This is a genomic window from Burkholderia perseverans (genome assembly GCF_022870505.1).
Lineage (GTDB): Bacteria > Pseudomonadota > Gammaproteobacteria > Burkholderiales > Burkholderiaceae > Burkholderia > Burkholderia plantarii.
The window spans coordinates 3,825,310-3,839,561 of sequence record NZ_CP045094.1; the positions used below are offsets into that span (position 1 = coordinate 3,825,310).

General features: G+C 70.9%; 9 protein-coding genes. 1 reads left to right on the plus strand and 8 read right to left on the minus strand.

Annotation, left to right across the window (positions count from 1 at the left end; translation table 11 throughout):
- Nucleotides 1-5 precede the first annotated feature (5 nt).
- The 8 genes from BpN12_RS31595 to BpN12_RS31630 form a co-directional block, all read right to left on the minus strand.
- Complete coding sequence (locus BpN12_RS31595) at nt 6-1,013, minus strand: SIS domain-containing protein (protein ID WP_246798056.1); 1,008 nt, start codon at nt 1,011-1,013, stop codon at nt 6-8.
- Nucleotides 1,006-2,109: an N-acetylglucosamine-6-phosphate deacetylase gene (gene nagA / locus BpN12_RS31600; RefSeq protein WP_246798057.1), complete on the minus strand. Its 1,104-nt coding sequence runs from the start codon at nt 2,107-2,109 to the stop codon at nt 1,006-1,008. The genes BpN12_RS31595 and nagA overlap by 8 nt, the downstream gene beginning before the upstream one ends.
- A 598-nt stretch (nt 2,110-2,707) precedes the next feature.
- Nucleotides 2,708-3,676 (minus strand): aromatic amino acid DMT transporter YddG, encoded by a 969-nt coding sequence (yddG, locus tag BpN12_RS31605; RefSeq protein ID WP_246796034.1) that lies wholly within the window; start codon nt 3,674-3,676, stop codon nt 2,708-2,710.
- Between the two features lie 118 nt (nt 3,677-3,794).
- Nucleotides 3,795-5,297, minus strand: a complete 1,503-nt coding sequence (locus tag BpN12_RS31610) for an aldehyde dehydrogenase (RefSeq protein ID WP_246796035.1) — start codon at nt 5,295-5,297, stop codon at nt 3,795-3,797.
- Complete coding sequence (locus BpN12_RS31615) at nt 5,297-6,205, minus strand: dihydrodipicolinate synthase family protein (RefSeq protein WP_246796036.1); 909 nt, start codon at nt 6,203-6,205, stop codon at nt 5,297-5,299. Before BpN12_RS31615 ends, BpN12_RS31610 begins: the two co-directional genes overlap by 1 nt.
- Before the next feature lie 75 nt (nt 6,206-6,280).
- Nucleotides 6,281-7,612, minus strand: a complete 1,332-nt coding sequence (locus tag BpN12_RS31620; RefSeq protein ID WP_246796037.1) for an MFS transporter — start codon at nt 7,610-7,612, stop codon at nt 6,281-6,283.
- Between the two features lie 192 nt (nt 7,613-7,804).
- Nucleotides 7,805-9,124, minus strand: a complete 1,320-nt coding sequence (locus BpN12_RS31625; protein WP_246796038.1) for an NAD(P)/FAD-dependent oxidoreductase — start codon at nt 9,122-9,124, stop codon at nt 7,805-7,807.
- Between the two features lie 86 nt (nt 9,125-9,210).
- Nucleotides 9,211-9,942, minus strand: a complete 732-nt coding sequence (locus tag BpN12_RS31630; protein WP_246796039.1) for a GntR family transcriptional regulator — start codon at nt 9,940-9,942, stop codon at nt 9,211-9,213.
- A gap of 518 nt (nt 9,943-10,460) precedes the next feature.
- On the opposite strand from BpN12_RS31630, the gene BpN12_RS31635 reads away from it, so the two are divergent.
- Complete coding sequence (locus BpN12_RS31635; RefSeq protein ID WP_246796040.1) at nt 10,461-14,204, plus strand: type III effector protein; 3,744 nt, start codon at nt 10,461-10,463, stop codon at nt 14,202-14,204.
- The last annotated feature ends 48 nt before the right edge of the window (nt 14,205-14,252 follow it).

Below are 14,252 nucleotides of genomic sequence, written 5' to 3' on the forward strand. Positions count from 1 at the left end.
GCGGCTCAGTGTGTTTCGGTGACTTTGTTCAGGTGGCGCGGCGCGTCGGGATCGCGCCCGCGCGCGGCCGCCAGATGCGCGGCCATCACGTAGAACGACAGGATCGCGGCGATCGGATCGAGCGCCGTGTGGGCGGCGCGCGCGAGCGGCAGCAACGCGCCGGGCGTGCCTTCGGGCGCGGCCAGCAGCACCCGCGCGCCGCGCTGGCGCATGTCGGCCGCGAGCTGCAGCAGGCCGGCCTGCTCGGGACCGGGCGGCGCGAACACGAGCAGCGGGTAGTCGCGGTCGATCAGCTCCATCGGGCCGTGCCGCACCTCGGCGCTCGAGAACGCCTCGGCCTGGATGCCGGAGGTCTCCTTCAGCTTCAGCGCGGCCTCGTGCGCGATCGCGAGGCCGAGCCCGCGGCCGATCACGATCATGCGCTCGACCTCGCGCAGCTCGTCGATCGCCGCGGTCCAGTCGAGCAGGCCCGCGCCCGCGAGCGTCTCGGGCAGCGCGCGCAGGCCCGTCATCAGCGCCGCATCGCGCTGCCAGAGCGCCACGATCTGCGCCGACAGCGACAGCATCGCGATATAGCTCTTGGTGGCGGCCACCGACAGCTCGGGGCCGGCCTCGACCGGCAGCGCGTATTCGCAGGCGTCGGCGAGCGGCGACGGCAGCACGTTGACGGCCGCCACCGTCAGCGCGCCGGCGTCGCGCAGCGCGGTGAGGGTGTTGACGAGGTCGGGGCTCTTGCCCGACTGCGAGAAGCCGATCGCGAGCTGGCCGCGCACGCGCAGCGGCGCCTGCTGCAGCGTCGCCACCGACATCGGCAGCGAGGCCACCGGCACGCCGAGCCGGCTCATCGTCAGGCTCGCGAAGTAGCTGGCGGCGTGGTCCGAGCTGCCGCGTGCGACCGTCAGCGCCACCTGCGGCGGCGCGGCCAGCAGGCGCTCGGCGAGCGCCTCGACGCGCGAGGTGTCGGCCAGTTGCGCGGCGACCACGCGGGACGCTTCGCGCGCCTCTTCAAGCATATTCGACAATCGATTCTCCTTCGACGTAGGTCGCGCTCAGGTTCAGGTCGCGATCGAACACGGCGATGTCGGCCCAGGCGCCGCGCGCAAGGCGGCCGCGGTCCTCGAGGCCGAGATAGTCGGCCGCGTAGCGCGACATCCGGTTCGACACGTCGGCGATCGGCAGCCCGATCGACACCAGGTTGCGGAACGCCTGGTCCATCGTCAGCGTGCTGCCGGCCAGCGTGCCGTCGGCCAGCCGCACGCCGCCCAGGCACTTGGTGACATGCTGGCTGCCGAGCCGGTATTCGCCGTCGGGCATGCCGGTGGCCGAGGTGCTGTCGGTCACCACGTACAGGCGCGGGATCGCGCGCAGCGCGGCGCGGATCGCGCCCGGGTGGACGTGCAGCAGGTCGGGGATGATCTCCGCGTACTCGGCGTGCGCGAGCGCGGCGCCGACCAGGCCGGGGTTGCGGTGGTGCAGCGGCGACATCGCGTTGAACAGGTGGGTGAAGCCGCAGGCGCCGTGCTTGAGCGCGGCGACGCCGTCCTCGTAGGTGGCGAGCGAATGGCCGAGCTGCACGCGCACGCCGCGCGCGGCCATCTCCGAGATGATCTCGATGTGGCCGGCGATCTCGGGCGCGAGCGTGACCACGCGGATCGGCGCGATCGCCAGGTAGCGCAGCACCTCGTCGAGCGCGGCCGACACGGCCGCGTCGGGCTGCGCGCCGAGCTTGCCGGGGTTGATGTAGGGGCCTTCGAGATGCACGCCGAGCACGCGCGCGCAGCCCGAGGTGCGATTGCGCGCGCGCTCGCCGAGCTGCGCGACCACCTTCATCAGTTCGTCGCGCGGCGCCGTCATGGTAGTGGCGAGCAGGCTGGTGGTGCCGTAGCGGGCATGGGTCCGGCCGATCGTCTCGATCGCGTCGCCACCCTCCATCACGTCGGCGCCGCCGCCGCCGTGGACGTGCAGGTCGATGAAGCCCGGCACGATGTACGGCGCGTCGTTCTTCGACGGATCGACGGCGTGCCCCGACAGCGCGGTGATCCGGCCGTTGCCGAACTCGATCGTGCCGTAGCGCCAGCCTTCGGCGGTCAGTAGGTTTCCGGTCAGCATCTCGTTCACTTGTATCCGGGTCATGCGGGTTGCGAGAGGAAGCCGGCCGGCGGGCGCCGATGGACATGGCACCGATGCCTCGATGACGGCGGCTGATGGACGGGACAGCGCGGCGGCGCGGCGGGTTCCCTGCGGAACTCCCGCGCGGGCGCGCGGCAAGGCGTGTGCCCGTCGTCCAGGCGGGGCGGTGGTGGCGTCGTCGGCCGGTGGGCCGCGACGGGCCGACCCCGGCCGAAGCGAGCTGATTATATAACCAAACTAATACCAGTCAATTTAACTGGACGGATCCCGGTCGATCGCCGGAATGCCGCGCCGCATCGGCGTTTTAGTGCAGACAGCGCCTTGTTTATCAGGCTTTTTCGACTCGGTATTTACCCCGACATGGAATTTCGGGACAAGGGCGGGAGTGGTGTCAGGTGGCACCGTTCTGGTGAAGTGACAAGACCTGTATAAGACCAGTTGAGGAAACTGGTATGCGTGGGAGGGGGACGCGCCGCGGCGCGCCGCCGGCAAGAGACGGGTTTGGCCGGCGTTCGACCCGGCCGGGTGCGCGCGGCGCGATCGGCAGGCACCGGCCGCGCCGCGAGCCGGAGTGCCGTCAGCAGCCCTGGCGGCCGTGGCGCGAGCCCCGGACGGCGCGGCCGGCCGAAGCGGCGTCCGGCGCGACGGCGCGCGGGCCGGATTGGCGGCCGCGCGTGGCGAGCCAGCAGAGAATCGAGCCGCCGCACACCATCAGCGCGCCTTCCCAGAACTGCAGCGACAGCGGCGCGTGCAGCAGCGCGGCGGCCAGCGCCGCGGCGAGCACCGGCGTGAAATACGAGGCGCCCACCACGATCGTGAGGTTGCCGTGCATGATCCCGACGTTCCAGGCCGCGTAGCCGAAGCCCATCGCGGCGGCCGCCAGCAGCAGGTAGACGAACGCAGGCAGGTCGAAGTGCATCGCGCCGCCCCCGTCGAGGCCGTACTTGATCCAGAGCGCGGCCGATACCGCCATGAAGAACGGCGTGACGGCGTTCTTGCCGTTGGCGATGCGCGCCGTCACGGTGCAGTAGCCGGCCCAGACCAGCGCGCCGAGGAACGCCAGCCCGTAGCTGAGCGGATTGAGCCGCACGTTGCCGATCATCCCGGCCACGTCGAAGCCGTGCTCGCCGCCGAGCACCCAGCCGATGCCGAGCATCGAGAGCACGAAGCCGGGCACCACGAGCAGGCTCGCGCGCTGCCCGTTGAACAGGATCGCGGCCGCCATCGTGAAGGTCGGCCACAGGTAATTGACCATGCCGACCTCGATCGCCTGCCGGCCGTTGTCCGCGTAGCCGATCGACAGCGACAGGCACAGTTCGTAGACCACGAACAGCAGGCCGCCCCAGATCAGGTACGCGCGCGGCAGCGTGCGCAGCCGCGGGAAGCCGACCACGCACAGCAACAGCAGCGACGCGGCGCTGTACATCATGGCCGCGCCGCCGGTCGCGCCGAGGCGCTCGCTGAGGCCGCGGACGAGGGCCACCACCGAGGCCCACAACAGGACCGCGCCGAGTCCGGCGAGCGTGGCCTGGTTTCTGCTTTTCATGCTTTCCACCTGCTTCTGTTCATTCGGTTTCCTCCGCGCCCGCGGGCGCGACAAACGTCGAACGCCGGCCGGCCCCTGTGCGGGGCGCGGCCGGCGACGTTACGCGATATCGCGGTGGTCAGGCAAGCATCTGCGGCACGTCGATCCAGATGGTCTTGATCTCGGTGTACTGGTCGTGCGCCCAGACGGACTTGTCGCGCCCGCCGAAACCCGATTCCTTGTAGCCGCCGAACGGCGTCGTGATATCGCCCTCGCCGAAGCAGTTGACCGTCACCACGCCGGCCCGGATCTCGCGCGACAGCCGGATCGCGTGGTTCAGGCTGCCGGTGTAGACCGACGCGGCGAGCCCGTAGACCGAGTCGTTGGCGAGCGCGACGGCCTCGGCGATGGTCGTGAAGGTGGTGACCGCCAGCAGCGGGCCGAAGATTTCCTCGCGGAACAGGCGGCTCGCCGGACCGACGCCGTCCACCACCGTCGGCGCGACGAAGATCTCGCCGGCGGTGTCGCCGCCGAAGCGGACCGGCAGCCCTTCCGCCTGCGCCTGGGTCAGGTACGAACGCACCTTCTCGAAGTGGGTCCGGCTGACGAGCGCGCCGATGCGGTACTCGGGATCGAGCGGGTCGCCCATCTTCCAGTCGCGCAGCTGGACGCCGATGCGTTCCAGCAGCGCGTCCTTGATGTCGGCATGGACGATCAGCCGCGACGAGGCCGAGCAGTTCTCGCCCATGTTCCAGAACGCGCCATTGACGACGTGCTGCGCGACCGCGTCGAGATCGGGCGCGTCGGGCAGCACCACGGCGGGGTTCTTGCCGCCGCATTCGAGCACCACGCGCTTCAGGTTCGACTCCGCCGAATACTTGAGGAAGCGCCGGCCGGTGGCCGTCGAGCCCGTGAAGCTGATCATGTCCACGTCCGGATGCCGGCCCAGCGGCTCGCCCACCTCGGCGCCGCCGCCCGGCAGCACGTTGAACACGCCGGCCGGCACGCCCGCCTCGTGGGCCAGCTCGGCCACGCGCAGCGCGGTCAGCGTGGTTTCCATCGCGGGCTTGACGATCACCGAGCAGCCGGCCGCCAGCGACGGGCCGATCTTCCAGGCCAGCATCAGCAGCGGGAAATTCCACGGCAGCACCAGGCCGACCACGCCGATCGGCTCGCGCACCACCAGCGCCAGCGCGGCCGAACCGGCCGGCGCGGTGTGGTCGTAGATCTTGTCGATCGACTCGGCGTGCCAGCGGATCGTGTGGATCGTCTCCGGCACGTCGGTGTTCTGGCATTCGCGGATCGGCTTGCCGCTGTCGAGGCTCTCCATGGTGGCCAGCTCGTGCGCGTGCTGCTCGAGCAGGTCGGCGAACTTCAGCAGGATCGCCTTGCGGGCCGCCGGCGCGAGCCGCCGCCAGCGGCCGTCCTCGAACGCGCGTCGCGCCGCCGCGACGGCCAGCTCGACGTCGTCGGCGTTGCAGGCGGCAAGCTCGGCGAGCGGCTCGCCGGTGGCCGGATTGACGGTGGAAAACGTCGCGCCCGACGCCGCCGCGCGAAACGCGCCGTCGACGAACGCAAGGGTCGGGACGCGCAGCTTCGCGGCCAGCGCCGCGTAGCCCGATGCGCTGAGCAGTTCGGCCATCAGCGCGGCTCCCCGGTGGCCACGGCCACTTCCTGCTTGACCGCGGCGATCACCTCGCGCAGCGCCTGCTTCTCCGCGTCATCGAGCGCGCCGAGCGGCGCGCGCACGGCGCCGGTGCGCAGCCCGGCCAGCTCGCAGCCATACTTGATCGACTGCACGAACTTGCCCGATTCGAGGAAATCCATCAGCGGCAGCATCGCCGACATGATGCGGCGGCCCTTGTCGAAATCCTTCTCGACCGCGCAGGCCTGGTACAGCGCGACGTGCTCGCGCGGCAGGAAGTTCGAGCCCGCGCACACCCAGCTGCGCGCGCCCCAGGCGAAGAATTCGAGCGCCTGGTCGTCCCAGCCGCACGACACGGCGATCTGCGGAAACTCGCGCGCGAGCATGTGCAGCTGCGCCGTCTGCCCCGAGCTTTCCTTGATGGCGACGAAGTTCTTCGAGGCCGCCGTGACGGTGCGGAAGAATTCGCGGTCCATCGACACGCCCATGCGCGCCGGATAGTTGTAGAGCATCGCGGGCAGGCCGGCCGCGCGGTCGATGGCCAGCGCGTGCACGGCGTTCTCGTGCTGCGTCGGCAGCGCGTAGGGCGGCGAGCCGACCAGGATCGCGTCGGCGCCGATCTCGCGGGCCGCCTTCGCGTAGTCGACCGAATCCTCGGTGCGCACCGCGCCGGTACCGATCACGAGCGGCACGCGCGAGCCGATCACCTGCCTCGCGCGGGCGCCCAGCTCGAAGCGTTCCTGCGCGGTCTGCGCATAGTATTCGCCGGTCGAACCGCCGATGATGATGCCGTGGACGCTGGCCGCGATCAGCGATTCGAGCACGTCGGCGAACGCCGCGTGGTCGACCTGTCCCGCGTCGTTCAGCGGCGTGATGGCCGGCGTGTAGATACCTTCGAAGTTCATGATGTGCTTCCGCAAAAGAGCGTGTTGACGAACGGCGCGCCGCGGCCGTGCGGGCGGGCGCGCCGGCGGGAAAAGTCAGTGGTTCAGCGAGGCGGCCTCCTGCAGGCTCAGCGAGCGCGTCTCCGGCGCGAGCGCCAGCGATGCCGCGAGGCCCACGAACGAGACGGCCGCGGCCACGTACATGGTGTTGCCGATGCCGATCGTATGCAGCGCGATCGGCACGGCCCAGGTGCCGATCGCCGCGCCGATCCGCGACAGCGAGGCCCCCATGCCGACCGCGAAGGCGCGGATGTCGGTCGGGAAGATCTCGTTCGGATAGACGAGCTGCAGCACCTGCGCGCCGCCGATCAGCACCGCGTAGGCGCCGAACAGGATCAGGATCAGCGGCGCCGGGCCGTTCGAGCTGGCGCCGAGCGCCAGCAGCGCGAGGCCCGACCAGAGGAAGCTGTGGATCACCATGGCGCGGCGCCCGAGCGCGTTGATGACGCGCGTGGCGATCACGCAGCCGACCACGAACAGCAGCGTGATCGCCACCGAGCCGAGCGACTCCCACTGCCCCGTCAGGTGCAGCGCCTGCAGCACGCGCGGCGCGAACGAATACACCGCGAACACCGGGATCACCGAGCAGCTCCAGAACACCGTGACGAACAGCATGCGTTTGCCGTAGCCGGCATGCAGCAGCGAGCGCAGCAGGAGCTTGCGTTGCGCCGGTTCCTCCGGCAGGTTCGCCACCGAGAACGACGGGCCGTTGACCTGCCGGATCACGCGCTCGGCCTCGTCGACGCGGCCCTTGCCGAGCAGCCAGCGCGGCGACTCGGGCGTGCCGATGCGGATCAGGAACAGCACCAGGCCGATCGCGGCCGGACTCGCCAGCACCCAGCGCCACGCGTCGGCGCCGCCGCGGCTCAGGATCAGATTGCCGACGATGTAGGCGAGCGCGGCGCCGAAGAACCAGATGATCGTCAGCGCGGCGAGGCGCGGGCCGCGATACTTGCGCGGCATGAATTCGACCAGCAGCGAACCGGCCACCGGATACTCGATGCCCACCCCCACGCCGATCAGGAAGCGCAGCACGAACAGCGCCTCGCCCGACTGCACCCAGAACTGCGCGAGCGAGCAGACGAAGAAGATCGCCGGACCGAAGAAGTAGGGCTTGCGGCGCCCGAGGCGATCGCTGAGCCAGCCGCCCGCGAAGCCGCCGAAGAAGATGCCGATCAGCGCCGAGGCGGCCACCATGCCCTGCCAGAAGCTGGTGAGCGCGAGCGCGTCGGAGAACTGCACGAGCGCGACGCCGATGATGCTGAGCACGTAGCCGTCCATGAGCCAGCCGCCGCCCGAACGGATCGTGAGCAGCTGGTGAAAGCCGTTGAGCGGCACGTCCTCGATGGACGGGGGTTGATGCGGCATTGTCTGTCTCCTTCCATGTGGATCGGCGAATGAATCACGCTGCGTCTGTCGAGTATCTCGATTCGTTGTACTGATCGTGTTCATGCCGTCTGGTCGATCGATCGTTGGATGCATCCCGTTCGCGCCGGCTCGCGGAGTTCGCCGGGTTCGTCTCGCTTGGCTGTCCTGCCGGTCCTGCTTGCCGTGTTGCGCTCAGCTCTCGAAGCCGGCCTTGCGCTGCCCCCACCACAACGTCGCGTTGACGCCGAGCGAGAGCAGCGGCTCGGGCGGGTTGCGGCTCGGGCCGGAGGTGGCCAGCAGGAAATCGATCTGCTCGCTGCGCTTGCCTGCGAGCCAGTCGGCCAGCAGCGTGCCCGTCACGGTGCCGCGCGTGATGCCGAGGCCGTTGCAGCACAGCGCGCCGTAGACGTTCGGCGCGAGCTGCCCGAAGAAGCCCTTGTGGTTTTGAGATAACGCGAGCGAACCGCTCCACGTGTAGTCGAATCCCACCTCGGGCAGCATCGGGAAGCGCCGCGCGAACGACAGCCGGTGGCGCTCGGCGCAGCGCGGCAGGCACTTCTCCTTCGGCAGCCCGTTCGGGTTGAAGCTGAAGCTGTTGCGCACCAGGATGCGGTTGTCGTGCGTGCGCCGCAGCGTGCTGCCGAACGGATCGGCCGGAATCACGCCCCAGAACGGCTGGCCGCCCAGCGCCGCCTGCTCGGCCTCGGTCAGCGGCCGGGTCAGGCTCGCGTAGAGGAACACCGGCAGCATGGTCTGCTGCAGGAAGCCGAAGCGCGCGCCGAACGCGTTGTTCGCGAGCACCAGCTTGTCGGCGACGATGCGGCCGTTGCGATGCGCGAGCACGATCCGCTCGCCGTATTCGACGCCGGTGATGGCCGTGCCCTCGCAGAGCGTGACGTTGGGCGGCAGGCTGTCGGCCAGCCCCTTGACGAGCGCCGACGGCTGCACGAGCACGGTGCCCGGCGTGAACAGCGCCTGCCGGTAGAACGCGGTGCCGATGTGGGCGGGCAGCTCGCGCCCGTCGATCATCTGGTAGGGCTGGCCAAGCCTGTCGAGGCCGCGCCGGTAGGCTTCGAGCACGGCCACGCCGCGCGCCTCGACGGCGGCCTGGTACTTGCCCGACATGCGCATGCTGCAGTCGATGCCGTGCTCGTCGACGAGTTCGCGCAGGATCGTCTGGCCGAGCAGGTTCAGCTTCATGGTCGACTTGGCCGTGGCGATGTCGCCGATATAGTCGTCGGCGCCGATGTCGTGCGGCAGGTCGATCGCGAAGCCGGCGTTGCGCCCCGAGGTGCCGAAGCCCACTTCCTGCGCCTCGACGAGCAGGATCTCGTCGTCGGGGAAGTTCAGCGCGAGCCGGCGCGCCGCGGCCAGGCCCGTGAAGCCGGCCCCCACCACCGCCCAGCGCGCCGTCGATTCACCGGCGTGCGGCGCGGTCGGCGTGCGCGGCCGGCTCGTGTGATACCAGCCGCATGCCTTGTCGTCGGCCGGCAGTGAATTGACCTTTAGCATTCCTAATCTCGATGTTTCCAATAAAGCCGCTGTCGCTCACGCCTCGTCGGCGCGCGCGGCAGCGGCGTGTCAGGTGCCGCCGGCCGTCAGAACTGGATCGGAATGTCCAGCCCCTCGGGCACCACGTATTCGGTCATGCGCCGGCGCGACAGCTCCATGTGGCTGCGCACCAGCTCGCCCGCCCGCTGCGGATCGCGTCGCGCGATCGCCTCGATGATCTCGTCGTGCTGCTCTACCGCCCGCTCCAGGTCCTGCTGCATGTCGCTGGTGGCCGGCGACCGGTAGAACACCTTGCCGAGCCGCGCGTGATCGATCAGCACGCGCCGCAGGCTCGGCATCAGGTAAGCGTTGCGGGCGATCTGGCCGATCTCGCAATGGAACGCCTCGTTGTGCAACACGCGCGCCTGCAGATCGTTCGCCTCGATCGCCGCGCGAAACCGCGCCTGGACCTCCCGCAGCCGCGCCACGTCCTCGGGCGTGGCGTTGTCGGCCGCCAGCTGCGTGGTCGCCACGTAGATGAGCGGCGCCGCGAGGAAGAAACTACGCAGCGACTGGTGGCTCATCGGCGACACGCGCGCCGGACGGTTCGGCTCCAGTTCCAGGTAGCCCTCCGCCGCCATCTGGCGCATCAGCTCGCGCACCGGCGGACGCGAGAGCCCGAACTCCTCGCTCAGCGCCAGCTCGTCGACCACGGCGCCCGGCGCGAGCTCCATGCTCACGATGCGCCGACGCAGCGTCGCCGACATCACGTTCTTGCGATCCGACGCCGGACCCGAATCGGCATCCACGGCGGCCGGCTGAAGCTTCTGTTTGGACATGTTTCCATTGTCTACAAACTGTAGACACAGTGTAGGTTGATAATAGACTCAGCAAAAATAAGGGTTTACACCTTGACTGAGCGAGCAGGACGGCGGCGCGCGCAGGCGCGCGTGGCGCGGCAAAGCCGTTAGCTTATACGGGCGCGGGAAAGCGCCGACCGCCGGCGCGGCGGCATGGCTAGGCGCCCCGGTCGTCATGCCTTGCCCGGACGCGCCGACAGTCGCCGTGTTGCCGCCGTCATGCGCACGCCTCCCGGGCCGCCCCATGCTTCGCCCCCTTATTCGCCGCTTCGCCCCGGATTGCCTCGGCACGGTGGCAAATACATACCATGCGCGATAACAGGGGCGCGTGCGCCCCGGGTCCGAACCACCGGTCACCCCCGGCCGCTGACGGCCTTCCGCGCGGCATCCCCCGTTTGCCCAGTTCCGGCGGCCCTCGCAAGCCGCGCCGGCATCGAGCATCGTGACGGAGCCGGCAAACGGATGCCGCCGGCCGTCCGCATCCTGCTGGAGCCTGCATGAAGCCAACGAGCATCGTCCCCGGGTACACGCGCACCGAGCCGCAGGAGGAGCGCCCGACCGCGGAGCCGCTCCAGGCGCTCGAGCGACGCGCGCGCGACAGCAGCGCACTGCCGGACGGGCTGCGCAATCTCGTCGATAAGGTGACCGCCCGCAAGCAGGCCGCGAGCACGAGCAACCTCAGCGACGGCGAGCTGGCACTGGCGGCCCGCAATCCGAACCTGAACGGGCGCGGCGTGCGCGCGCTGCATCGCGAAGCGACGCAGCGGCAGGCCGCGGCCCACGCGCCGGCCAACGCCCCCGCCGATATCTCCACCGATACGCCGCCGCAACAGCCGCGGCCGCTGCGCACCTCGCGCCTGCCGAACGCGATGCGCACGGCGCTCGACCGGCACACGGCGCGCACGCAGATCGCCGGGGCCGCCGCGCTCGGCGACGCGGAACTGGCGCGCCGGCTCGCCGATCCGGCGGCGCTGTCGAAGCGTGAGGTGCGCGCGCTGCAACGCGAGGCCGCGCAGCGGCACGGCACGCCCGATACCGGAAGCGACGCCGCGCCCACCGATGCGCGCATCCGGCTCGACGCGCCCGCGGCGATCGAGGCGCCCGCGCCCGCCGCCGTCGCACTGCCCGACGGCGCCGTGATCGATACGGAACTGGGCCTCGACGTCGCGCACCTGCAGCAGACCGTCGCCGCGCTGGCCGCGGCGCTGCCCGAGATCCCCGCGTCCGCCGCCGGCACGCGCCTGCGCGAGCGGCTCGCCGACGAGCTCGCCGGGATCGGCACGATCGCCGCGGACCCGGGCCTGCGCCCGGACCAGCGCGGCCTCGCGATCCGCGACGGCTTCGCCCGCGCGTCGCGCGCCGCGCGCGTGCTGGCGCGCTACCTCGACCGCGATCACGCGAACCGCGGCAACTCCGCCGGCGGCGTGCCGGCGCGCGAGCGGGCCATGTCGTACTTCCTGCTCGCCGGCCTGCTGACGGAGCTCAAGCGCATCCATCTGAGCGCCGCGGCTCCCGACCTGATGGCGCACTACGCCGAGCGCGAGGTCGCGCGGCTCGAACGCGTCGCGCCCGGCATCAGCCAGGGCGTGTCCGGACCGAACGTCGCGACCAGCACCGGCGCGAGCCTCGAATACTCGGTCGGCGTGGGCAACGTCAGCGGCAGCGCGTCGGCCGGCCGGACCTTCTTCTCCGACGACGACCGCGACATCGATTTCTGGACCTCGTACAGCGTCGCGCTGCAGGGCGGCATCGGCAGCAAGATCGCGAACTGGGCCGCGCGCCTGAACGGCCAGGCCGCGTACTCGGCCGGCGGCACCTACTTCGAGCACGACGACCTGCGCGAACTCGTGAAGCTGGTGGCCAACATGGACGCGAACCGTTCGTGGATCACCTCGTCCGGCCCGAAGACGCGCAAGCTCGTCCACGGCTGGGAACACTTCAAGGACAAGGTCTCGCAGGGCCTCAACCGCAACTACGTGCCGGCGCCGGAGCGGCCGTACTTCCTGACCGACCGGAAGCTCGCCAAGGGCTTCAACGGCGTGAAGACCGCGCTGCTCGCGATGGCGCTCGACGAGCAGCAGCGCGCGCACGGCGGCGCGCCGGTGTTCGATGCGATCGTCGCGCAGGCCTACCCCGCCACCGGCGACGTGCTGCGCCGGCGCATCGCCGACCGGCAGCCGCTGCCGCCCGCGCCGCGCCGCGACGTGCCGGACTCGGTGGCCTACGCGGACCGCCGCGTGGCGTTCCGCGAGGCGACGCTGGCCGTCGACGGCAGCCTCGGCCGCGCCACGGACGGCAGCGCGAACCTCGGCGCGGACGGCACGTTCGACCTGCTCGCGCGCGGCGACCTGCTGCAGTTCTTCACCGAGACGACCAACGCCCCGCACCAGATCCTCGATCCGGCGCATCACAAGGACTTCCGGGCGACCCTCGCGCTACACCAGCGACTCGACGCCCGCTGCGGCGCCGCCACGCCGCCCGCGCTGCGGCTCTACGACCTGATGCGCCAACGCCTGCAGGGCGCGGCCGGCAACGAGGCGATGCCGGCCATGGCGGCGCCCGTGCGCGAACTCTACGGCGACGAGGCGTCGATCCCCGCGCAGTTCCGCAACGCGATCGCCGAGCCCTCCGTGGCGCAGCTCGAGCGCGCCGCGGCCGAGGCGGACGGGCTCCGGCATCTCTACCTGAACTTCATCGAGGATGCCGCCACGCTGCTCGCGCGCAGCGACCGCGCGCTGCCGCGGCCGGCGCGCGAACAGCTGGACGCGCTGCGCGGCGAGGCGTTCGAGCGGATCAACGCGGAAGTCTGGCACGGCGGCTACTCGCGCGCCGACGCGCTGGCCCGCCCCGAGCGGTTCGTGGCGGCCAGCCAGGCCAGCATCAGCCTCGCGCTCGGCGCGGTGGGCACGCACCTCGGCATCACCAAGGAGCGCCTCTCGCACGGCGACGTGGCCCACGCGCAAGCCGCGCAGCAGGCCGACCGCGGCTATGCGGAGGCGCGCGAGCTGCTCGACCGCCTCTATCTGCCGATGAAGAAGCACGACGTGCAGAAGAACGGCCCGCTCAAGGAGCAGGCGCTGTGGCAGCGCTGGGACGTGCTGGTGCGCGCCACGGCCTCGGGCGGCGCGGAGATCAACGCGCTCGGCGCGCTGCTCGGCCATTGGCAGAAGTCGCTCGGGCCGGTCAGCATCGCCAGCGACACGGGCGGCCTGACGCTCTCGGCCGAGGCGAAATTCCTCTACGCCGACCACCAGATCAACCCGAGCCGGGTCGGCAGGTTCTGGCAGATCACGCTCACCGCGAACGGCGGCAAGCCGCTCGCCGGCGCCGCGCTGCAGGCGGCGGTGCGCGGCGCGGTCGGCCGGCTCAACGAGGCGCTCGCCACCGACCAGCCCAAGATCGACAGCGCCGAAATCGCGCGGCAGATGCAGGGGCTCGTGTTCGACGCCTCGGAAGGCAGCGCGATCGTGATGAAGTTCCGGCAGCCGCCGGGGCTCGGCATGGGCTCGACGCATCTGCAATACGTGCGCGTGCTCAACAACCAGAACGCCGGCCTCAACCTCTCGGTGACGGTGCCGACCCATGTCGGCATGTTCACGCCGGGTATCTCGCACACCGACTCGGCGCAGGGCTTCGAAGGCGAGATCATGGGCTCGGACCTCAGCTACCTGATGCTGCAGCATCCGAAGCTCGCCGCGCTGCTCGACCATCCGGACGCGGCCACGCCGGCCGGGCTCGCGGCGCGCTTCGACGCGCATCCGCGCGTGCGCAACGGCTACTTCGCCACCGCCTCGACGATCGTCGACACGGTGCAGCGCTATGCCGAGTTCCTCGACGCGAAGGCCCGCGCGGCGCGGGACGGCACGCCGCTGGAAGACGCGCCGAAGACCAACGAGTTCTTCCGCTACTACGCGTCGGCGCCGTTCCGGCGCGTGGCCGAAACGGCGCGGCAGGTGCAGCGCCACGCGCCGGGCTCGACGGCCGCGGGCGCGCCGCCCGCCGCGGCCGGCGCGCTCGCCGAGGACGTCAGCCTGGACGGCATCGACCTCGCGGCGGCGCGGGCGCGCCTCGAAGGCGCGAAGTCGATCCGCGAACGGACGGCTTACCTGTGCGGCGAAGGACGGCCGCTGCTGGACGCGTTCGCGGCGATCGTCGGCCGGACCCGCGAGGTCAACGCCAGCGCGATGTTCCATGCCGAGTCGCGCAACATCGGCTTCCAGGCGGTGATGCGCGAGGCGTAGATCTCGCGGGAATGCGGTAGGCCGGCGATCGCCGTGGATTCGACGTGA

Bases quoted from the DNA above. Each gene is read 5' to 3' on its own strand.
- BpN12_RS31595 (WP_246798056.1), bottom strand. From the start codon at position 1,013: ATGCTTGAAGAGGCGCGCGAAGCGTCCCGCGTGGTCGCCGCGCAACTG.
- nagA (WP_246798057.1), bottom strand. From the start codon at position 2,109: ATGCTGACCGGAAACCTACTGACCGCCGAAGGCTGGCGCTACGGCACG.
- yddG (WP_246796034.1), bottom strand. From the start codon at position 3,676: ATGAAAAGCAGAAACCAGGCCACGCTCGCCGGACTCGGCGCGGTCCTG.
- BpN12_RS31610 (WP_246796035.1), bottom strand. From the start codon at position 5,297: ATGGCCGAACTGCTCAGCGCATCGGGCTACGCGGCGCTGGCCGCGAAG.
- BpN12_RS31615 (WP_246796036.1), bottom strand. From the start codon at position 6,205: ATGAACTTCGAAGGTATCTACACGCCGGCCATCACGCCGCTGAACGAC.
- BpN12_RS31620 (WP_246796037.1), bottom strand. From the start codon at position 7,612: ATGCCGCATCAACCCCCGTCCATCGAGGACGTGCCGCTCAACGGCTTT.
- BpN12_RS31625 (WP_246796038.1), bottom strand. From the start codon at position 9,124: ATGCTAAAGGTCAATTCACTGCCGGCCGACGACAAGGCATGCGGCTGG.
- BpN12_RS31630 (WP_246796039.1), bottom strand. From the start codon at position 9,942: ATGTCCAAACAGAAGCTTCAGCCGGCCGCCGTGGATGCCGATTCGGGT.
- BpN12_RS31635 (WP_246796040.1), top strand. From the start codon at position 10,461: ATGAAGCCAACGAGCATCGTCCCCGGGTACACGCGCACCGAGCCGCAG.